The sequence below is a fragment of the Aquabacter sp. L1I39 genome (assembly GCF_017742835.1).
Taxonomy (GTDB): domain Bacteria; phylum Pseudomonadota; class Alphaproteobacteria; order Rhizobiales; family Xanthobacteraceae; genus L1I39.
The window spans coordinates 2,838,206-2,856,198 of the sequence record NZ_CP072392.1 but is presented as its reverse complement, the minus strand read 5'-3'; the positions used below and the strand labels follow the sequence as shown (position 1 = coordinate 2,856,198).

General features: G+C 67.3%; 19 protein-coding genes. 11 read left to right on the top strand and 8 right to left on the bottom strand.

The window, feature by feature from the left end:
• Nucleotides 1-24 precede the first annotated feature (24 nt).
• Complete coding sequence (locus J5J86_RS12710) at nt 25-936, top strand: MBL fold metallo-hydrolase (protein WP_209098473.1); 912 nt, start codon at nt 25-27, stop codon at nt 934-936.
• Here J5J86_RS12710 and J5J86_RS12705 read toward each other — a convergent pair.
• Nucleotides 933-1,748 (bottom strand): ChbG/HpnK family deacetylase, encoded by an 816-nt coding sequence (locus tag J5J86_RS12705; protein WP_209098471.1) that lies wholly within the window; start codon nt 1,746-1,748, stop codon nt 933-935. The genes J5J86_RS12710 and J5J86_RS12705 overlap by 4 nt on opposite strands.
• A gap of 4 nt (nt 1,749-1,752) precedes the next feature.
• On the bottom strand, nt 1,753-2,799 hold the full coding sequence (locus J5J86_RS12700; RefSeq protein ID WP_247657572.1) for a glycosyltransferase family 2 protein: 1,047 nt from the start codon (nt 2,797-2,799) through the stop codon (nt 1,753-1,755).
• 304 nt (nt 2,800-3,103) lie between these two features.
• On the opposite strand from J5J86_RS12700, the gene J5J86_RS12695 reads away from it, so the two are divergent.
• On the top strand, nt 3,104-3,934 hold the full coding sequence (locus J5J86_RS12695; protein WP_209098468.1) for a universal stress protein: 831 nt from the start codon (nt 3,104-3,106) through the stop codon (nt 3,932-3,934).
• A 59-nt stretch (nt 3,935-3,993) separates the two neighbouring features.
• Here the strand turns inward: J5J86_RS12695 and J5J86_RS12690 are convergent, their stop codons facing one another.
• Nucleotides 3,994-4,932, bottom strand: a complete 939-nt coding sequence (locus J5J86_RS12690) for a diacylglycerol/lipid kinase family protein (RefSeq protein ID WP_209098466.1) — start codon at nt 4,930-4,932, stop codon at nt 3,994-3,996.
• Between the two features lie 361 nt (nt 4,933-5,293).
• Here J5J86_RS12690 and J5J86_RS12685 point away from each other — a divergent pair, with 361 nt between their 5' ends.
• From J5J86_RS12685 to J5J86_RS12675, 3 genes are all read left to right on the top strand, one after another.
• Nucleotides 5,294-5,692, top strand: a complete 399-nt coding sequence (locus J5J86_RS12685) for a hypothetical protein (protein WP_247657571.1) — start codon at nt 5,294-5,296, stop codon at nt 5,690-5,692.
• 86 nt (nt 5,693-5,778) lie between these two features.
• The gene (locus J5J86_RS12680; RefSeq protein ID WP_209098464.1) at nt 5,779-5,949 is read left to right on the top strand and encodes a DUF1328 family protein; all 171 of its coding nucleotides are present in this window, start codon (nt 5,779-5,781) and stop codon (nt 5,947-5,949) included.
• Nucleotides 5,950-6,118: 169 nt separating this feature from the next.
• A complete protein-coding gene (locus tag J5J86_RS12675) occupies nt 6,119-7,225 on the top strand; it encodes a polyamine ABC transporter substrate-binding protein (RefSeq protein WP_209098462.1) in 1,107 nt (368 codons plus the stop codon).
• Nucleotides 7,226-7,340: 115 nt separating this feature from the next.
• Here the strand turns inward: J5J86_RS12675 and rnhA are convergent, their stop codons facing one another.
• The 3 genes from rnhA to ispH are packed head-to-tail and all read right to left on the bottom strand — an operon-like array spanning nt 7,341 to nt 9,763.
• Nucleotides 7,341-7,793, bottom strand: coding sequence for a ribonuclease HI (gene rnhA, locus J5J86_RS12670; protein WP_209098460.1), 453 nt, complete (start codon nt 7,791-7,793; stop codon nt 7,341-7,343).
• A complete protein-coding gene (locus J5J86_RS12665; protein ID WP_209098458.1) occupies nt 7,790-8,755 on the bottom strand; it encodes a homoserine kinase in 966 nt (321 codons plus the stop codon). Before J5J86_RS12665 ends, rnhA begins: the two co-directional genes overlap by 4 nt.
• A 3-nt stretch (nt 8,756-8,758) precedes the next feature.
• On the bottom strand, nt 8,759-9,763 hold the full coding sequence (gene ispH / locus J5J86_RS12660) for a 4-hydroxy-3-methylbut-2-enyl diphosphate reductase (RefSeq protein ID WP_209098456.1): 1,005 nt from the start codon (nt 9,761-9,763) through the stop codon (nt 8,759-8,761).
• Nucleotides 9,764-10,005: 242 nt separating this feature from the next.
• Between ispH and J5J86_RS12655 the strand changes: the two genes are divergently transcribed.
• Nucleotides 10,006-10,692: a DUF1013 domain-containing protein gene (locus J5J86_RS12655; RefSeq protein ID WP_209098454.1), complete on the top strand. Its 687-nt coding sequence runs from the start codon at nt 10,006-10,008 to the stop codon at nt 10,690-10,692.
• Nucleotides 10,693-10,851: 159 nt separating this feature from the next.
• On the opposite strand, the gene eno is transcribed toward J5J86_RS12655, so the two are convergent.
• Complete coding sequence (gene eno, locus J5J86_RS12650) at nt 10,852-12,135, bottom strand: phosphopyruvate hydratase (protein WP_209098452.1); 1,284 nt, start codon at nt 12,133-12,135, stop codon at nt 10,852-10,854.
• Between the two features lie 186 nt (nt 12,136-12,321).
• On the opposite strand from eno, the gene queF reads away from it, so the two are divergent.
• The 4 genes from queF (at nt 12,322) to moaB (ending at nt 15,410) form a co-directional block, all read left to right on the top strand.
• On the top strand, nt 12,322-12,774 hold the full coding sequence (gene queF / locus J5J86_RS12645) for a preQ(1) synthase (RefSeq protein WP_209098450.1): 453 nt from the start codon (nt 12,322-12,324) through the stop codon (nt 12,772-12,774).
• 41 nt (nt 12,775-12,815) lie between these two features.
• The gene (locus J5J86_RS12640) at nt 12,816-13,832 is read left to right on the top strand and encodes a hypothetical protein (RefSeq protein ID WP_209098448.1); all 1,017 of its coding nucleotides are present in this window, start codon (nt 12,816-12,818) and stop codon (nt 13,830-13,832) included.
• 133 nt (nt 13,833-13,965) lie between these two features.
• Nucleotides 13,966-14,847, top strand: a complete 882-nt coding sequence (gene ypfJ / locus J5J86_RS12635; RefSeq protein ID WP_209098446.1) for a KPN_02809 family neutral zinc metallopeptidase — start codon at nt 13,966-13,968, stop codon at nt 14,845-14,847.
• On the top strand, nt 14,847-15,410 hold the full coding sequence (moaB, locus tag J5J86_RS12630) for a molybdenum cofactor biosynthesis protein B (protein ID WP_209098444.1): 564 nt from the start codon (nt 14,847-14,849) through the stop codon (nt 15,408-15,410). Before ypfJ ends, moaB begins: the two co-directional genes overlap by 1 nt.
• 3 nt (nt 15,411-15,413) lie before the next feature.
• Here moaB and J5J86_RS12625 read toward each other — a convergent pair whose 3' ends face one another.
• Nucleotides 15,414-16,187, bottom strand: coding sequence for an HXXEE domain-containing protein (locus J5J86_RS12625; RefSeq protein WP_209098442.1), 774 nt, complete (start codon nt 16,185-16,187; stop codon nt 15,414-15,416).
• Between the two features lie 103 nt (nt 16,188-16,290).
• Here J5J86_RS12625 and J5J86_RS12620 point away from each other — a divergent pair, with 103 nt between their 5' ends.
• The gene (locus tag J5J86_RS12620) at nt 16,291-17,943 is read left to right on the top strand and encodes an acyl-CoA dehydrogenase family protein (protein ID WP_209098440.1); all 1,653 of its coding nucleotides are present in this window, start codon (nt 16,291-16,293) and stop codon (nt 17,941-17,943) included.
• The last annotated feature ends 50 nt before the right edge of the window (nt 17,944-17,993 follow it).

The following is a 17,993-nucleotide window of genomic DNA, read 5'->3' as shown; positions in this document are numbered from 1 at the left end:
GGGGTCCCGCTGCAGGGCATTGGAATGAGCGACGACATCGCATTCGACCGCAACTTCACCACGCCACCCGGACGAGTGGAGGAAGTGGCCCCCGGTGTCCGCCGCATTGTGGCACCCAATCCCTCGCCCTTCACCTTCACGGGCACCTGCACCTATATCGTCGGCCGGGGCAAGGTGGCGATCATCGATCCGGGACCTGACAATCCGGCCCATGTGGCGGCGGTGCTGGAGGCCGTGAAGGGGGAAAGCGTGACCCATGTGGTGGTCACCCACACGCACCGGGACCACTCCCCTGCCGCCCCCGCCATCGTCGCTGCCACCGGCGCGAGGACGGTGGGCGAAGGGCCGCACCGACCCTCCCGTCCGCTCTTCATTGGCGAGGCCAATCCCATGGATGCCAGCGCCGACGCCGATTTTCAGCCCGACATCGTGCTGGGCGACAGGGACGTGCTGGAGGGCTCGGGTTGGACGCTGGAGGCGGTGACAACGCCCGGCCATGCGGCCAACCATCTGGCTTTCGCCTATCAGGAGGGCGACCTCCTCTTCTCCGGCGACCATGTGATGGGCTGGGCCACCTCCATCGTCGCCCCGCCCGACGGCGCCATGGGTGATTATATCCAATCTTTGGAAAAACTTACGGCCCGTCCCGAGACGCTGTTCCTGCCCGGGCACGGGCCGGTGATCCGGGATGCAGACCGGTTTGTGAAGGACTATCTCGCCCACCGGCACGCCCGGGAAGCAGCCATCATGCGCGGGTTGGAGCGGTCGAACACCATCCCTGACCTGGTGCGGGGGATCTATATCGGCCTTGATCCGCGCCTGTTCGGGGCGGCGTCCCTGACGGTCCTTGCCCATCTGGAGCATCTGGTGGGACAAGGCTTGGTGCGTACGGAGGGGCAGCCCGCCATGGACGGGGCCTTCCGAATCGCCATTTAGCGCAGGACAATCTCGTTCTTTTCCAAGAGCTTGCCAAACGCCGATCCAGCCAGCGCCTGGTATTCCGCCTCCCGCTGGCCGGTGATGGGATCGCGCGCCGCCAGCACTGCATCCACATGGCCAGGGTGAACCATAACGGCCCCGCCATCGGGCAGACGGGCGAGGGCGCGCGCGAGCACGGCCTGGAAGGCATTGGCATCATTGAAGGAATAGGCACCGGCAAAGCCGGTGTTCGCGGTCAAGCCTGCCGCCGTAGCATCGCGGCGGAGGCCGGCCGAGAACAGGCCGATGAGCTTTCCCTTCAGATCCAGTCCCTCCCCCACGCCGGACGAGGGGGAGCTGTCGCGCAGCCAGGCAGAGGGGGCGTGGCGACGGGTGGCGCGAAGGACAAGGGCACGGATGCCGGGCAGCACATGAGCGTGCTGATGGCCGTCGACATGGCTTGGGGGACGCCCGAACAAGGCGGAGAAAGCGCTGAACTGAGCTTCGATCTCATCTTCTACCGCGGCGAGATCGAGGCGGCGCAGATGGGCCTTCACAATCAGGTCGCGGAGCCCCGGCAGCCGCCCTGCCCCCGTCGGCGCGGCGACGAGCGGGGCAAATCCCCCGGTTAGGGTCAGGTGCAGCCCGATACCAAGGTCGGTCGCCTCCCCCACCTGGAGCAGCGCCTCCGCCTCTCCCTCCAAATCGGGGAACAGGGTCATGACTGACGTGGCATTCAGCCGCCCCGCCAGGGCCAGTTCCCTTATGGCGCGGCTGACTCCGGGGGCGAGGCCGTAATCGTCGGCGCAGATGACGATGCGGCGGGCCATGGCGTCAGGAGGCCGCCTTCGGCCGTTCGGCAAAGGCTGGCGGCTCCAACGCCGCGCCGTGGGCTGCCCCGTGGCCGCCATCATGCCCCCCCTCCCCCAGCTCGCGATGGCGCAAGGCGTGGTCGGCGACGAAATAGACAGGGCGCGCCTTGATCTCGGACAGGATGCGGGCGATGTACTCGCCCATCACACCCACGACCAGAAGTTGCATCCCACCAATGACCATGATGCCCACCACCAGGGAGGGATAGCCCGGCAGGGGAATGCCCCAGATCAGCCGCTCCACCACGATCCACATGCCATAGAGGAAGGCCGCGCCCGCCAGCAAGGCGCCGGCGATGCCGGCGATCCGCAGCGGGGCGGGGGAGAAGGAGGTCAGCCCCTCCATGGACAGGCTTAGCAGGCGGAAGAAGGACCAGCTGGAACTGCCATGGGTGCGGGCCTCCGGCCGGTAGGGCACCGCCACCTGGCGAAAGCCGATCCAGCTGGACAGGCCCTTGAAGAAGCGGTTGCGCTCTGGCATGCGCCGCAAGGCGGCGGCGGCGCGTGGCGAGAGCAGGCGGAAGTCGGCGCCATCCTCGGGGATTCGGGTGGGGGCGCCGTAATTCAGCAGGCGATAGAACATGCGCACGAACAGGCGGCGCGAAACGGCCTCGTCGGAGCGGTCCGCCTTCACCGCATACGGCACGTCATAGCCCTGGTCCTTCCACAAGGCGACGAAGGTCTCGATCATTTCCGGCGGGTGCTGGCCGTCGCCGTCCATGAACATGAGGGCGTCGCCCCGGGCATGGTCGAGGCCGGCGAGCAGCGCGGCTTCCTTGCCGAAATTGCGCGACAGGGCCACCACCTGCACGTCCACCCCCAAGGGGGGCAAGGTGGCGGCGACCGCCGCGCTATTGTCCCGGCTGCCATCGTCCACATAGACAATCTCGATCCGCATGCCGCGCGCGGCGCCCACCGCCCGGGCACAGCCGCACAGGCGCTCGTGGAAGGAGGGGAGTCCTGCGGCCTCGTTATAGACCGGGACGACAATGCTCAAATCCGGCGTCATCGGAGGGGCACCTGTTGCGCTCCTGAGGCGCTCCGACCACCCTTTAGCGGGGTTCTGGGCGCCGTGCGAGATGGTCGAAATTTTTTTCATTTTCTGCGGAACCCGGTTTCCGGCTCGGCGTTTCATCTACGGACCGGTCAGTACCCCCGCCTGACCGAGCCGTTTCGGGCGCGGCCGCCTTCCCCCGGGCGGCCGCGTTTCCGTTTGTGCGGTGTGCATAAGTTGCTCTCCCTCAAAGTGCTTTTTCGGGAACGCATTAGGGTATTGTGGTGTCGCCGTTGCGGCTGAAGAGAGACACCTCACAATGATCCGGGACATCCTCGTCAACTTGACCCAGGGCGCCGACACCGATCCGGCCGCCAGCTTCGCGGTGAGCCTTGCCAAGGCGCACGGGGCGCACCTGACGGGCCTTGCCGTCACCTACGAGATCGACGTGCCCCCCTTCTATATGGGCGCCGTGCCCACCGACTTCATCGACGCCCAGATGAAGGAAAATGCGGAGGCGGCGGCCAAGGCAGCCGAGGATTTCAGGGCCGTGGCCCAGGCGGCCGGCGTCCCCTGCGAGATTCGCACGCTGAGCGCCTCCCTTGGCCTCGCGGCCAATGCGTTCGCGGAAATGTCGCGCCTGTTCGATCTCACGGTCGTCGCCCAGCCCGATCCCGATCGCCCGGGGCCGGAAGAGGTGATCGCGGAGACGGTGCTGCTTGATTCGGGCCGCGCAGTGCTGCTGGTGCCCTACGTACAGACCGCGCCCTATGCGGCCGGACGCGCCGTGGTGGCCTGGGACGGCAGCCGCGCCGCTGCCCGCGCCCTCAACGAGGCCCTGCCCTTGCTCCACAAGGCGCACCAGGTGGAGATCTTCTCGGTCTATCGCGGCAATGCCCCGGCGCAGGAGGATGGCGCGGACATCGTGCGCCATCTGGCACGCCACAACCTCAGCGCACAGGTGCGGTCCCTTCCCTTGGGCTCCGGCGTGGGCGTCGCGGAGGCGATCCTCAACGAGGTGGCGGACCAGGGCGCGGACCTCGTGGTCATGGGCGGCTATGGCCACTCCCCGCTGCGGGAGCTGGTACTGGGCGGCGTGACCCGCGAAATCCTCTCCACCATGACCGTTCCGGTGCTCATGGCGCACTGAGCCGGATCCGGTCCGCTCATCCCAACCGAAGGCCGGCGGCCCCCCGCCGGCCTTCGCGTTCAGCTTGCCGCGCTCTTCACGTCTGCCACCGCCTCCGCCTGCCACTGGGACGCATCCGGCGGCATCAGGAGGGAGAGCGCGCCGGGCGCCACTTCATAACGCAGCGGCAAGGTCTCGCGGGTGATCTCCCCGTCGGTGGCCACCCAGGCGCGTCGGCGGCGCAGGCCATGGATGGTCACCGCCTTCGCCTGGAAGGAATGGATGCCGGGATTGTCCCGCCAGGCCTCCACAAGCAGGTCCGCCCCGGCCTTAATGCGGGCAAGCGCGCCGCGATCCTCGGCCACGTGGATTTCCAGCACGCCGGCATTGAGCCGCGAACGGTGCCAGCCGGACATGTCGAACACGTTGTTGGTAACGAGCGCCGCATAGGCGTCGATGGGCGCCCGCTGGCCCTCGATCTCCAGTTCCAGCGAGAGGCGGCCCGAGCGCACCACCGCACGCCCCAGCGCCAGGAACCAGCCCAGCACGCGACCGCGCGTGGAGCGCATCTGCTCGCGCGCCATGGCCATCTGGGTGAAGAAGCCGAGGCCCGACACGCCGTGGAAGGCGCGTCCGTTCAAGGTGGCAAGGTCGATTCGCTTCGCCTTGGCGTGCCGCAGCGCCTCGAGGGCCGCCGTCAGGTCCCGCGGCAGGCCGATATCGTAGGCGAGCAGGTTCATGGTGCCGAGCGGCAGCACCCCGAGCGTGATGTTGGAACCGCACAGCACGGAGGCGGCATAGCTCACGGTGCCATCGCCCGCTCCGACCACGAGCGTGTCGTAGCCAGAACGGCGCACATCCCCGATGGCGGCCACCATCTCGGGTCCCTCCAGCACCCGCACGTCCGCCTCCTGGCCAGGCAAGGTGAGGGCGGCGTCCACCTCCGCGCGAACCTTCTCCGCACCCACATCCCGAACGGTGCCCGCCTGCGCGTTCAGAACCACAAGCGTCCGCCCCATGCTTCGTCTCCTGTGCGCCCCTTCGGCCCTGTGCGAACGGCCCACGCGCCTTGCCGCGCAGACAAAGCTCGCGGCGGTGTCTGCGGTTCCATGCCACCCCTCACAAATGGGGGTTGCCGGTGCATCACGTTAGTCCCTCGCGGGGAAAGCACCATCTGGGCGCCGGGGTATGCGGACACAAACGCCCGGCTGGGTGAATCCGTGCCTAACAAATCCGCTCGGAGGTCCGACGGGTCGGGTGAGTGGCAGAGGCGCAACGCTGCCGGCCGGCATTGCCATCCGCAACCGGCTGCGCGTTATTGATGGAGAACATGTTTTCGGCCTAGGCTCGCCGCAAGCGGGCCGAAGGGGGAATTCAGCGATGTCCATGTCTCACAATGCCGGCGCCCCATCCATCTTGCGCCTGCGGGCTGGCTTGTTGCTGCTGGCGACGGTTGGGCTCTTCTCCGTCTCCGCCGGGCGCTTCGCCGCGGTGACTTTCGGGCTCGGCTGGGCCTGGGGGCTGGCTTTGGTGCTTGCCGTTCTGGTGCTCCTGGCGTTTGCGGTCTGGAGGTTGACCCGCAAGGTCTACCTGATCATCGCCGCCGCCGTGACCGCTCTGACCACCTATTTCGCCTATGACTTTCTGCAGGGGGCGATCGGCGTATCATCCACCACCGCTTTGGTGCTGGCGCTGGTGCCGCTCGTGGTGGTGGCCGCCGCCTTCTGGGACTTCCTGCGCCTGAAGGATGAAATCCGCCGCTGGCTCAACAGCCGCTGACGGAACGGGGAACCTCCAACTCCTCTGCGTGGTTCCCGCTGCGATCCGCCCGCCGGATCACAGGACCACGCCCGGTGGAGGCCCCCATGTTGAAGTATGCCGTCATCTTCCTGATCATCTCGATGATTGCCGGCGCACTCGGCTTCATGAACGTCTCCGCCGTCGCCCGGCGCATCTCCCTGGTCCTGTTCGGGTTGTTCCTCGGCCTCGCCCTGCTGGTGCTGGTCTTCTTCCTGCTTCTCGACAAGGTGACCTAGCCTGAGGCCAGATCGTCGGCGCCAACCCTTCCCCTGCGACGGCTCGTGACCGGATGCCGCAACGCAGCGGCCCGGTGGATAAGCAGTTGAGCGGCGCCCGTCCTCGCAATAGCCTGACCGTGGCGAAGCCGGTTCAACGGCTATCGTGGACCTTCTAGAGGAGCCTCACATGCGTCGCCTCGCCCTCCTGGCCGCGCTCGGCACGATCGCCTTCGGCGCCGTGCCCGCGCTCGCCCAGCAAAAGGTGGTGAACGTCTATAACTGGTCCGACTATATCGACGAGTCGGTCATCGAGGAGTTCACCAAGGAAACCGGGATCAAGGTTCGCTACGACGTCTTCGACAGCAACGAGGTGCTGGAGACCAAGCTGCTCGCCGGCAAGACCGGCTATGACGTGGTGGTCCCCACCGGCTCGTTCCTGCAGCGCCAGATCAAGGCGGGCGTGTTCCAGAAGCTGGACAAGTCCAAGCTGCCGAACCTGCAATATGCCTGGCCGGAAATCACCAAGCGCCTCGGCGTCTATGATCCCGGCAACGAATATGCCGTGAACTATATGTGGGGCACCACCGGCATCGGCTACAATGTGGATGCGGTCAAGGCGCGCCTCGGCGACATTCCCATGAACACCTGGGACATCGTCTTCAAGCCGGAGAACCTCTCCAAGCTGAAGGATTGCGGCGTCTACATGCTGGACGGCCCCGAGGAGATCATTCCCTCGGCCCTGCGCTATCTCGGCCTCAATCCCGATTCCAAGGATCCCGCCGATATCGCCAAGGCCGGCGAGCTGCTCCTGAAGATCCGACCCTATATCCGTAAGTTCGATTCCTCCGGCTATATCAATGCGCTGGCGCGCGGCGACATCTGTCTGGCGGTGGGCTGGTCGGGCGACGTGTTCCAGGCCAAGACCCGCGCCGAGGAAGCCGCCAAGAAGACCAAGAAGAAGCCGGTCACCATCGCCTATGCCATCCCGAAGGAAGGCGCGCTGATGTGGTTCGATAACTTCGCCATCCCGAAGGATGCCAAGAACGTGGATGAGGCCCTCGCCTTCATCAATTACATGATGAAGCCCGAAGTGGCAGCCAAGAACACGAACTACATTTCCTATGCGAACGGCAACCTCGCCTCGCAGAAGTTCATCGACAAGGACATCCTGGACAACCCGTCCATCTATCCCAATGCGGAGACGATGGGCCTTCTGTTCACGGTGACCACCTATCCCCAGGACGTGCAGCGCGTGGTCACCAAGACCTGGACCTCGTTCAAGCGCGGCAAGTGATGTGAGACAAGCCGGCGCCGGGTCTCCGGCGCCGGACCAGAAAAAGGGCCCCGCCGGCGTTCCGCGCGGGGCCTTTTCAATTTTCAGGACAGAAAGATCCGGCCGGTCGATCCGTTCAAGCCCGCCGCACGGCCTTGAACGGCGCCATGCCGGCGCGGGCCAGTTCGTCGGCCCGCTCGTTCAGTTCGTTGCCCGCATGGCCCTTCACCCAGTGCCAGGCCACCTCGTGGCGGGCGATGGCGGCGTCGAGCCGCTCCCACAAATCCTGGTTCTTCACCGGCTTCTTGTCCGCCGTGCGCCAGCCATTGCGCTTCCAGCCGAACATCCACTTGGTCACACCGTTGCGCAAATATTCGCTGTCGGTGTGGAGATCCACCGCGCAGGGCTTCTTGAGCGCTTCCAGCGCGCTGATGGCGGCCAGAAGCTCCATGCGGTTGTTGGTGGTGAGCCCCTCCCCGCCGGACAATTCCTTCTCATGCGCCCCCGCGCGCAGGATGGCGCCCCAGCCGCCCGGCCCCGGATTGCCGGAGCAGGCGCCGTCGGTCCAGATCTCCACCCGCGCGCTCATGCGCCGAGCCCGTAGTCGCGGGCGCTGGCCATGGTGCGGTGGAAGCGCAGCTTGCGCAGATATTCCTTGGGATCCTTCGGCCGCACGAGCGCGCCGGGGGGCACGTTCAGCCAGTCCACCAGACGGGTGAGCAGGAAGCGCAGCGCCGCGCCGCGGGCGAGGCGCGGCAGGGCTTCCCCTTCCTCCGGGCTGAGAGGCCGCACCGTCTCATAGGCCTTCAGCAGCGCCCGTCCCTTGGTGGCATTGTAGGACCCGTCCTCCTCGAAGCACCAGGCATTCAGGCAGATGGCCACGTCATAGGCCAAAAGGTCGGTGCAGGCGAAATAGAAGTCGATGATGCCGGAGAGGCTGTCGTCCAGGAAAAAGGCATTGTCCGGGAACAGGTCCGCATGAATGACGCCGGCCGGCAAGTCGCCGGGCCATTGCGCCTCCAGGTCCTCCAGCTCGGCGGCGATCGTCTCGTCGAGCCCCGGCGCCACCGTGTCGGCGCGCCCGTCAGCGGCCACATAAAGCGGGCGCCAGCCGGGCACGGAGAGGGCATTCACCCGCCGCATGGGAAAATCCGCGCCCGCCAGATGCAGCCGCGCCAGCCCCTCGCCCAAAGCCGCGCAATGGGCGACCGCCGGCCGCCGCACCGAGACGCCAGGCAGGAAGGTGACGATGGCGGCGGGCCGCCCCGCCAGCTCGCCCAGCATCTCCCCGTCCCGCGCCGCCACCGGCTGCGGGCAGGACAGGCCGTGCGCGGCCAGATGCTGCATGAGACCTAAGAAGAAGGGCAGGTCCTGCGGCGCAACGCGCTTCTCATAAAGCGTGAGGATGAAGGTGCCGGAAGAGGTCTGGATGAGGAAGTTGGAATTCTCCACCCCCTCGGCGATGCCGTGAAAGGACACGAGGGTCCCGATGTCATAGCGCGCCAGAAACTGCTCCAGATGGGGAGCGGACACATCGGTATAGACGGCCACCTTTTACTCCGCGGCGTCGGGACGAAGGGCCCGGGGCAAGGGGAAGAAGACATCCTCCTCGGCCGCGGTCACGGTTTCCACCTCCAGCGCATAGCGCGTGGCGAAGGCGTCGAGGATTTCCTCCACCAGCACCTCGGGCGCCGAGGCGCCGGCGGTGACGCCCAGCGAGGTGATCTTGCCAAACAGCGACCAGTCGATGTCGCCGGCCCGCTGCACCAGGACCGCCACGGGGCACCCCGCGCGCTCGGCCGCCTCGCGCAAGCGCTGGGAATTGGAGGAATTGGGCGCGCCCACCACCACCATGGCATCCACACGGGGCGCCACCTTCTTCACCGCTTCCTGGCGGTTGGTGGTGGCATAGCAGATGTCTTCCTTGTGCGGCGCCGCCATGGCGGGGAAACGCTCCCTCAGGATGGCGACGATCTCCGCCGTATCGTCCAAGGAGAGAGTGGTCTGCGTCACATAGGCCAGGTTCGCCGGATCCTTCGGCGTCACCTGCCGGGCATCCTCTGCGGTCTCGATGAGGGTGACGGCGCCCTCGGGCAGCTGGCCCATGGTGCCGATCACCTCGGGATGGCGGGCATGGCCGATGAGCAGGATGTCCCGGCCCTTGCGATGGTGCACCTGGGCTTCCCGATGCACCTTGGTCACCAGCGGGCAGGTGGCGTCGATGGCGAACATATTGCGCGCCGCCGCATCCTCCGGCACCGAGCGCGGCACCCCATGGGCGGAGAAGATGACCGGCGCGTTGCCGGCCGGCACCTCGTCCAGCTCCTCCACGAACACCGCGCCCTTGCGCTTCAGGCTCTCCACCACGTAGCGGTTGTGGACGATCTCGTGGCGCACATAGACGGGCGGCCCATAAAGGGTGAGCGCCTGCTCCACCGCATCGATGGCGCGCACGACGCCCGCGCAGAATCCGCGTGGCGCGCACAACAGCACGCGCAAGGGAGGCAGGCCGCCTTCAGGCGTGCCTTTGGGCGTGGTCGGGAGATCGGAGCCGCTCATGGGCCCATGAATGGGCGCGGCCAGCAAGGGGTGTCAAGAGCCGGGTCGCACCACTGCGCCGGCTTGTGCCCTCCGGCCGGCTTGCGCGCCCGAAAACCAATGCCCATTTGCATAAAGGTCCGGTCCCAAGTATGGTTCAAGCATCCCGGACATTTTGAGATCCGCGGTTCGCCCCCCAGGCGGGAGCGAGCGCAAGACCCTTGTGTCCGCCGCCCAGAACAAGAGAACGCCGAGAGGCTCCCATGTCGAACACCCCTTTGATGCCGAAGGCGACCGCCGTATGGCTGGTCGAGAACACCGCGCTCACGTTCGAGCAGATCGGTGACTTCTGCAAACTGCACCCGCTCGAGGTGAAGGGCATCGCCGACGGGGAAGTGGCGCAGGGAATCAAGGGGCTCGACCCCATCTCCACCGGCCAGCTCTCCCGCGATGAGATTTCGCTGGCCGAGAAGGACCAGAACCGCCGCTTGCGGCTGCTGGAATCCAAGGTCCGCCTGCCGGAGAAGAAGACCCGCAAGGGCCCGCGCTATACCCCGGTCTCCCGCCGTCACGACCGGCCCAACGCGATCCTGTGGCTCACCCGCAATCATCCCGAGCTGAAGGACGCCCAGATCATCCGCCTGGTGGGCACCACCAAGTCGACGATCCAGTCCATCCGCGAGCGCACCCATTGGAATTCGGCGCAGCTCGCCCCCATGGACCCCGTGACGCTGGGCCTGTGCAGCCAGATCGACCTGGACATGGAAGTGCAGCGCTCCGCCAAGGATCGCCCCGCCAACATGGCCCACGAGGACAAGGGCGAGACCCTGCTGCCGGCGGATGTCACCACCCGCTATGACGAGCCCGCCCCCAGCCGCAAGGAAAACCTCGACCTGGAGACCGTCTTCGCCAAGCTCGGCGGCTCCAAGAAGGGCGAAGACGAAGGGTGAAGATGAAGGGCGAGGCGTGAGGGTCATCTCCCGCGGCCTTTTTCGCCGTTAAGGTCCAGCGCCCCGCCCCCCGGCGGGGCGTTTTGCATTTCGGGAGCCTCAAACGAAAGAAGCCGGACCTTTCGGCCCGGCTCCTTCCAACCTCAAGCGACCAAGAGCTCAGGCGAGGGCCTTCAGCGCCGCCTTGCCGGCATATTTGGCCTGGCTGCCCAGTTCCTGCTCGATACGCAGGAGCTGGTTGTACTTGGCGGTGCGGTCCGAACGGGCCAGCGAGCCGGTCTTGATCTGCCCGCAATTGGTGGCCACCGCCAAGTCCGCGATGGTGGAATCCTCGGTCTCGCCCGAGCGGTGGGACATGACGGCGCGATAGCCGGCCTTGTGGGCCATCTCGACCGCTTCGAGCGTCTCGGTGAGCGAGCCGATCTGGTTCACCTTCACCAGGATGGCGTTGCCGGTGGCTTCCTTGATGCCGCGCGACAGGCGCTCCACATTGGTCACGAACAGATCGTCGCCCACCAGCTGGCACTTGGAGCCGATGGTATCGGTGAGCAGCTTCCAGCCCGCCCAGTCATCCTCGGCCATGCCGTCCTCGATGGTGACGATGGGATAGGCGCCGACCAGCTCGGCCAGGTACTTCACCTGGGCCTCGATGTCGCGCACCTTGCCCTCGCCCTCATAATGATAGGCGCCGTTCTTGAAGAATTCGGTGGAGGCGCAGTCGAGGCCGATGAAGACGTCGGCGCCGGGCTTGAAGCCGGCCTTCTCGACGGCCTTCATGACGAAGTCGAGCGCGGCCTCGGCGGAGGCCAGGTTCGGGGCAAAGCCGCCCTCGTCGCCCACATTGGTGTTGTGGCCGGCGTCCTTGAGGCCCTTCTTCAGGGTGTGGAAGATTTCCGCGCCCCAGCGCAGGCCTTCCGCGAACGTTTCAGCGCCGGCGGGCAGGATCATGAATTCCTGGAAGTCGATGGGGTTGTCCGCATGGGCGCCGCCATTGATGATGTTCATCATGGGCACCGGCAGCACGCGCGCATTGGCTCCGCCCACATAACGATAGAGCGGCAGCGCGCTCGCCTGGGCGGCCGCCTTGGCCACCGCCAGCGACACGCCCAGAATGGCGTTGGCGCCGAGGCGGGCCTTGTTGGGGGTGCCGTCCAGGTCGATGAGGATGCTGTCGACCTTCACCTGGTCCTCGGCATCGAGGCCACCGATGGCGTCGAAGATCTCGCCATTGACCGCTTCGACCGCCTTCTGGACGCCCTTGCCGAGATAACGGCCCTTGTCGCCGTCGCGCAGCTCCACCGCCTCATGGGCGCCCGTGGAGGCGCCGGAGGGCACGGCGGCGCGGCCGAGGGAGCCGTCTTCCAGCACCACGTCCACCTCGACGGTGGGGTTGCCGCGGCTATCGAGGATCTCTCGGCCGATAATGTCGACGATGGCGGTCATGGAACGAACCTTCCCTTCACGAGCGCAGATCGGTGCGGGGACATGCTCGCGCCCCCGTCGTCGGCGCCGCTTCTAGCGCGTGCCGCGCGGAATGCGAAGAGGGCGCGGCAGCGGCACGCTGCCATTTGGGCTATGGTCCGCGCCGAACCGCCCGGCCTTGCCGGGCCAGAGCCTGAAGGACGCCTCATGACGCAAGACGAGCTCCAGCTCGGCCGGCAGACCGCCCTGCCCGACACGCCTGAAACCGCCACCCTCGACCGCGTGCCCAATCCGCATGTGGACACCGATTATGTGGCCCGCTTCACCTGCCCGGAATTCACCTCGCTGTGCCCGGTGACTGGCCAGCCGGACTTCGCGCACCTGGTCATCGACTATGTGCCCGACCTTTATCTGGTGGAATCCAAGTCGCTGAAGCTCTATCTGGCGTCCTTCCGCAACCATGGCGCCTTCCATGAGGATTGCACGGTGGCCATCGGGAAGCGCCTCGTGCAGCTTTTGCAGCCCCGCTATCTGCGCATCGCCGGCTATTGGTATCCGCGGGGGGGCATCCCCATCGACGTTTTCTGGCAGACTGGCACGCTGCCGGCCGGCGCATGGCTGCCGGACACCGGCGTCGCCCCCTATCGCGGGCGCGGCTGAAATAGACGGCCCGCAGGCAGAGGCCCAACAAGGAGAGGCAGATGGCCAGGCTGATCGTCACCAACGGGGATTCCGCCGCCGCCAATATTCGCAGTGGCGGTGTCTCCGGGCGGGTGCTGGAATGGCGCGACGTGCTCCATGACGGCCCGGTACCGGGGCTGGAGAGCCTCGAGCTGGTGTCGGACGTACGGGCGGACTATCTCGCCACTGTCTTCGGTCTCGACTTTGCCGATGTGCGCGGCGATTTTGCCGCACGCGACGGGCTCATCACCGCCCACATCGCCTATAGCGATGTGGAATTGTGGTTCGAGCACGACCTGTTCGACCAGCTCCAGCTGGTGCAGCTGCTCGCCTTTTTCGCCCGCGAGCCGGAACGGGTGGGCCTCAAGCTGATGCAGGCGGACACCTATCTCGGCGCCCTCTCGCCGGAGGCGGCGGCCGCACTCGCCCCCGGCGCCGTGCCCATCACCACACTGCAACTGGAGGCCGGCCGCGCTGCCTGGGCAGCGGTGACGGCGGACACGCCCGAGGGCATCGCCGCCCTCGCCGAGGCACCGGTTCCCGACATGCCCTTCCTCGCCCCCGCCTTGCGCCGCTGGCTGGAAGAGCTTCCCGCCCCGGAAAGTGGCCTGTCCCTGACCCAGGAGCGGGTGCTGCGGGCGCTGTCGGAGGGCCCGGCCATGGTCGGCCGCCTGTTCGGCGCGGTCACCGAGCAGGACGAGGCCAAGTTCTTAGGCGACCTGAGCTTCTTCCTCCGGCTCGACGAGATGGCTTTCGGCCCGCAGCCCCTTCTCACCGGACTGCCCTGTCCGGTCCATGAGGTGCCCCGCTTCAAGCTCGCCATCGCCGGAGAAGTGCCCACCGCCGAGGAACTGTCTTATCGCTCCTATGCGGCGAGCACGGTGACCCTGACCCCCGCCGGCACCGCGGCGCTTGCCGGCACGCTCGACCACGCCACCCTCAATGCCATCGACCGCTGGCAAGGTGGCACACACCTCAAGCCCGGCCACATCTGGCGGTTCGACCGCCAGGCGGGGCAATTGGTGGCCCCCGGTTGAGGGCTGAAGGCTCGACGAGGCCCGTCATGGAAATTGCCGCAATGGCATGCTTTGTCTCGCGACGCCGCGAACCTTCGGCTTCACCGGGCGTTATGCCGGCGGGACATTCCGGCCGGTCGCAGGAGAGACAAGCATGAAATGGGAGGATTTCCGCTCCAGCGGCAATGTGGAGGACCGGCGCGGCTTCTCCATGCCCGGCGGGCGGGGCGGCGGCATTGGCATCGGGACGCTGATCGTGGTGGGTCTCGTGGGTTGGGCGCTGGGCATCAATCCGCTGGTGCTGCTCTCGGGCCTCGATGCCATCCAGGGCGGCGGAAGTGGCTACTCCCAGCAGAGCGCCCCCACCCAGCAGGGCACGCGCGGCGCGCCCTCCGACGAGCTCGGCCGCTTCGCCTCCAAGGTGCTGGCGCAGACCGAGGATGTGTGGACCGAGATCTTCCGCCAGCAGGGCAAGACCTATAAGGACCCCACCCTTGTCCTGTTCTCCGGCGCCACCCGCTCCGCCTGCGGCGGGGCGTCCTCCGCCATGGGACCCTTCTATTGCCCCAACGACCAGAAGGTCTATCTGGACCTGACCTTCTTCCAGGAGATGAAGACGCGCTTCCGCGCGCCCGGCGATTTCGCCGCCGCCTATGTGATCGCGCACGAGGTCGGCCACCATGTGCAGAACCTCATCGGCATCCTGCCCAAGGTGCAGGAAGCGCGCCGCAATGCGCGCACCGAGCGGGAATCCAACGCCTTGTCCGTGCGCACCGAGCTGATGGCCGATTGCCTCGCAGGCGTGTGGGCCCACCATGCCGATGCCCGCTTCCAGGTGCTGGAACCAGGCGACGTGCAGGAAGCGTTGAACGCCGCCGCCGCCATCGGCGACGACACGCTCCAGAAGCGCTCCCAGGGCACCATCGTGCCGGACAGCTTCACCCACGGCTCCTCGCAGCAGCGGGTGACGTGGTTCACGCGCGGGCTTAAGACGGGCTCCATGCAGCAGTGCAACACCTTGCAGGGACCCATCTGATGGCCGGCCTCGACACCACCCGTCCCTTCGTGCCCGTGCGCATCGCGGTGTTGACCGTCTCCGACACCCGCGAACGGGCCGATGACTGCTCAGGCACCGTGCTCGCCGAGCGGATCGAAGGCGCCGGCCATGTGCTGGCGGGCCGGGCCATCGTGAAGGATGACGTGGACGAGATCCGCGCGGCGGTGGGCGCCTGGATCGCCGATCCCGCCGTGGATGTGGTCATCACCACCGGCGGCACGGGCTTCACCGGCCGCGACGTGACGCCGGAGGCCCTGGAGCCGCTGTTCGAGAAGCGGATGGAGGGCTTCTCCACCGTCTTCCACATGATCTCGTTTGCCAAGATCGGCACCTCGACCTTGCAGAGCCGCGCCACCGCAGGGGTGGCCAACGCCACCTATATCTTCTGCCTGCCGGGCTCCCCCGGCGCCTGCAAGGATGGCTGGGACGAGATCCTGGTGCACCAACTGGACGTGCGGCACCGGCCGTGCAATTTCATCGAGATTCTGCCCCGCCTCGACGAGCATCTCAAACGCGCCAAGGCCAAGGGCGCAACCGTCTGAGGTTCATTCGACGGGCGGTGGCGGCGGCTTCGGCGCGCGCCGCCGGGGCGCGCGGGGTGCGGGACGGGCAGGCGCCACCGACACCGGCCGGTCCGGCATGGCAAAATACATGAGGGCGAGCGGCACGAGGCCGTTCAGCGCCTGCGTCACCGACAGCACTTCCGGGCCGATATAGCCGCGCAGGAACAGCAAGAGCGAGCCGAGCAGCACGCCGTGGACCGCAAGGCCACTGGCCACCAGCAGGGACAGCGCCTTCAGCCCGGCGCCATAGCGCTTCACGGCCACGAACAGCACCCACAGGCAGACCGGCGCGAACAGGCTGGCGGCGGTGAAGAGGCCGGGATTGTAACGGGAATTCATCACCGCCGGTCCCGCATGGGCGAAGATGTTGACCAGCGGCACCGCGAAGAAGCTGAGGCCCAGCAGCGGCCGGCGCGGCGCCAGCAAGGCCGCCAGAATGCCCGCCAGCCAAACTCCGCCCACATTCACCGAGGTGATGAAGGACAAGGGCACCGGGCAGGCGATGGGATCGCGATAGCTTAGCTCCGCGCACAAGGCGCCCCGGAAGGCATAAGGGCGGCCGAGCATGTCCACCCCATGCTCCTCAAACTGGTGGAGCAGATAGACGGCCACCCCCAGCCAGGTGAGCCAGCCCATGTCCAGCCAGCGTCGCACGCTGCGATCCGCCGCGAGCCCGTTGCCCGCGGCGAGGAGGATCAGAAGGATGCCGGCGGCGCCGAGGCCGATCCAGGGCCAGGTGGTTGCGAACAGGGGCATGGGGGCGCAGCTTAAGGAAGGGAGGGTTTCGCAAAGGTTCAAGCGCGAATCCCAGCCCGCAAAAGATACCACGGCCGAAAGCGGCCGGCTCTGGGAGGACGCCATGGCAGGATGGGTTTCCAGCGCGGCACAGGCGCGCGTGGACGGGGCAGAGCCCGCTGATGAGGCGGTGCAGAACCAGCCGCCGCCCTTCGCCGATCTGAACCTGGTTGCCTTCGACGCGCCCTTGCGCGAACACGCGGCCGGGGGCGAGCCCGCGGCCGTCCTCACGCGCTTCGGCGCCGCCTGGGGCGGGGCGGATCGGTTGGCCCTGGGCCGCCTCGCCAATGAGAACCCGCCGCGTCTGCGCACCCACGATCCACAGGGGCGGCGGCTGGATCTGGTGGAGTTTCATCCTTCTTACCATGCTCTTATGGCCGAAAGCTCGGCCGGCGGGTTAAGCGCCTCCACCTGGCAAGGCGGCACCCACGTCGCCCGCGCCGCGCGGCTCTATCTCGTCTCGGGCGTCGAGGCGGGCCATGTGTGCCCGCTGACCATGACCCATGCCGCCCCCGCCGCGCTCGCCGCCGCGCCCGCCCTTTCGGCCGAATGGCTGCCGCGCGTTCGCGCCGGCCATTATGACGGCCGCTTTCTGCCCTTCTGGGAAAAGAGCGGCGTGACGTTGGGCATGGGCATGACGGAGAAGCAGGGCGGCACGGATGTGCGGGCCAATGTCTCCAGTGCCCGCCCCATCGGCGGCGGGGAATATGAGGTGGCCGGCCACAAATGGTTCTTCTCCGCGCCCATGAGCGATGCCTTCCTGGTGCTGGCGCAGGCGCCCGGCGGGCTCACCTGTTTCCTCATGCCGCGCTTCCGGCCGGACGGCAGCCTCAACGGGCTGCATTTCCAGCGGCTGAAGGACAAATTGGGCAACCGGTCCAATGCCTCCGCCGAGGTGGAGTTCGACCGCGCCTTCGCCTGGGGCGTCGGAGAGGAGGGCCGGGGCGTCGCCACCATCCTGAACATGGTGCAGATGACGCGGCTCGATTGCGCCGCCTCTTCCGCCGGCCTCATGCGCATGGCGCTGGCCCAAGCGCTCCACCATGCCCGGCATCGGGCCGTCTTCGGCAAGACGCTCATCTCCCAGCCGGCCATGAACGCCCTGCTGGCCGATATGGCCCTGGAGGTGGAAGGCGCCGTTGCCTTGGTGATGCGCCTCGCTCACGCCTTCGACGGGGCTGCCACCGACCCCATGGAGGCGACACGCGCCCGCCTTCTGACACCGGCGGTGAAGTTCCTGGTCTGCAAGCTGGCGCCGGGCTTCATCTACGAGGCCATGGAGGGGCTGGGCGGCAATGGCTATGTGGAGGAAAGCCTTCTGCCCCGGCTCTACCGGGAGGCGCCGGTCAATTCCATCTGGGAAGGGTCCGGCAATGTGGTGGCGCTCGACCTCCTACGCGCCGCCGGCCGTGAACCGGAGGCGGCGCGGGACCTGTTGGAGACGCTCGCATCAGAGGCGGGCGACCTGCCTGGTGTTCAGGAGACCACCCGTTCGCTCGCGGCGGTGCTGGCGTCGCGCGACGTGGAACGTCAGGCCCGAGTGCTGGCGGAGGGGCTCGCCACCCTGGCAGCCACCGCCGCCCTTTCGGACCGTTCGCCCGCCCCCATTGCCGAAGCCTATGCGCGCAGCCGCCTCCAGGCGGGGCGCGGAATGCTTGGGACGGCGGACCTCCCCGGCGAGGCCGACATCCTGCTCGCCCGTGCCTTTGCCGCCTGACACCTGCCTTCAGGGTGGATGAAAGGCGCCATCCGTGGCACAGACACGCG

What these genes read in the sequence shown, in the direction of transcription:
- J5J86_RS12695 (WP_209098468.1), top strand. Translation starts at nt 3,104, where the DNA reads ATGATCCGGGACATCCTCGTCAACTTGACCCAGGGCGCCGACACCGAT.
- J5J86_RS12700 (WP_247657572.1), bottom strand. Translation starts at nt 2,799, where the DNA reads ATGACGCCGGATTTGAGCATTGTCGTCCCGGTCTATAACGAGGCCGCA.
- eno (WP_209098452.1), bottom strand. Translation starts at nt 12,135, where the DNA reads ATGACCGCCATCGTCGACATTATCGGCCGAGAGATCCTCGATAGCCGC.
- J5J86_RS12685 (WP_247657571.1), top strand. Translation starts at nt 5,294, where the DNA reads ATGTCCATGTCTCACAATGCCGGCGCCCCATCCATCTTGCGCCTGCGG.
- J5J86_RS12655 (WP_209098454.1), top strand. Translation starts at nt 10,006, where the DNA reads ATGTCGAACACCCCTTTGATGCCGAAGGCGACCGCCGTATGGCTGGTC.
- rnhA (WP_209098460.1), bottom strand. Translation starts at nt 7,793, where the DNA reads ATGAGCGCGCGGGTGGAGATCTGGACCGACGGCGCCTGCTCCGGCAAT.
- J5J86_RS12675 (WP_209098462.1), top strand. Translation starts at nt 6,119, where the DNA reads ATGCGTCGCCTCGCCCTCCTGGCCGCGCTCGGCACGATCGCCTTCGGC.
- J5J86_RS12680 (WP_209098464.1), top strand. Translation starts at nt 5,779, where the DNA reads ATGTTGAAGTATGCCGTCATCTTCCTGATCATCTCGATGATTGCCGGC.
- J5J86_RS12710 (WP_209098473.1), top strand. Translation starts at nt 25, where the DNA reads ATGAGCGACGACATCGCATTCGACCGCAACTTCACCACGCCACCCGGA.
- J5J86_RS12690 (WP_209098466.1), bottom strand. Translation starts at nt 4,932, where the DNA reads ATGGGGCGGACGCTTGTGGTTCTGAACGCGCAGGCGGGCACCGTTCGG.
- J5J86_RS12705 (WP_209098471.1), bottom strand. Translation starts at nt 1,748, where the DNA reads ATGGCCCGCCGCATCGTCATCTGCGCCGACGATTACGGCCTCGCCCCC.
- ypfJ (WP_209098446.1), top strand. Translation starts at nt 13,966, where the DNA reads ATGAAATGGGAGGATTTCCGCTCCAGCGGCAATGTGGAGGACCGGCGC.
- moaB (WP_209098444.1), top strand. Translation starts at nt 14,847, where the DNA reads ATGGCCGGCCTCGACACCACCCGTCCCTTCGTGCCCGTGCGCATCGCG.
- J5J86_RS12640 (WP_209098448.1), top strand. Translation starts at nt 12,816, where the DNA reads ATGGCCAGGCTGATCGTCACCAACGGGGATTCCGCCGCCGCCAATATT.
- queF (WP_209098450.1), top strand. Translation starts at nt 12,322, where the DNA reads ATGACGCAAGACGAGCTCCAGCTCGGCCGGCAGACCGCCCTGCCCGAC.
- J5J86_RS12625 (WP_209098442.1), bottom strand. Translation starts at nt 16,187, where the DNA reads ATGCCCCTGTTCGCAACCACCTGGCCCTGGATCGGCCTCGGCGCCGCC.
- ispH (WP_209098456.1), bottom strand. Translation starts at nt 9,763, where the DNA reads ATGAGCGGCTCCGATCTCCCGACCACGCCCAAAGGCACGCCTGAAGGC.
- J5J86_RS12620 (WP_209098440.1), top strand. Translation starts at nt 16,291, where the DNA reads ATGGCAGGATGGGTTTCCAGCGCGGCACAGGCGCGCGTGGACGGGGCA.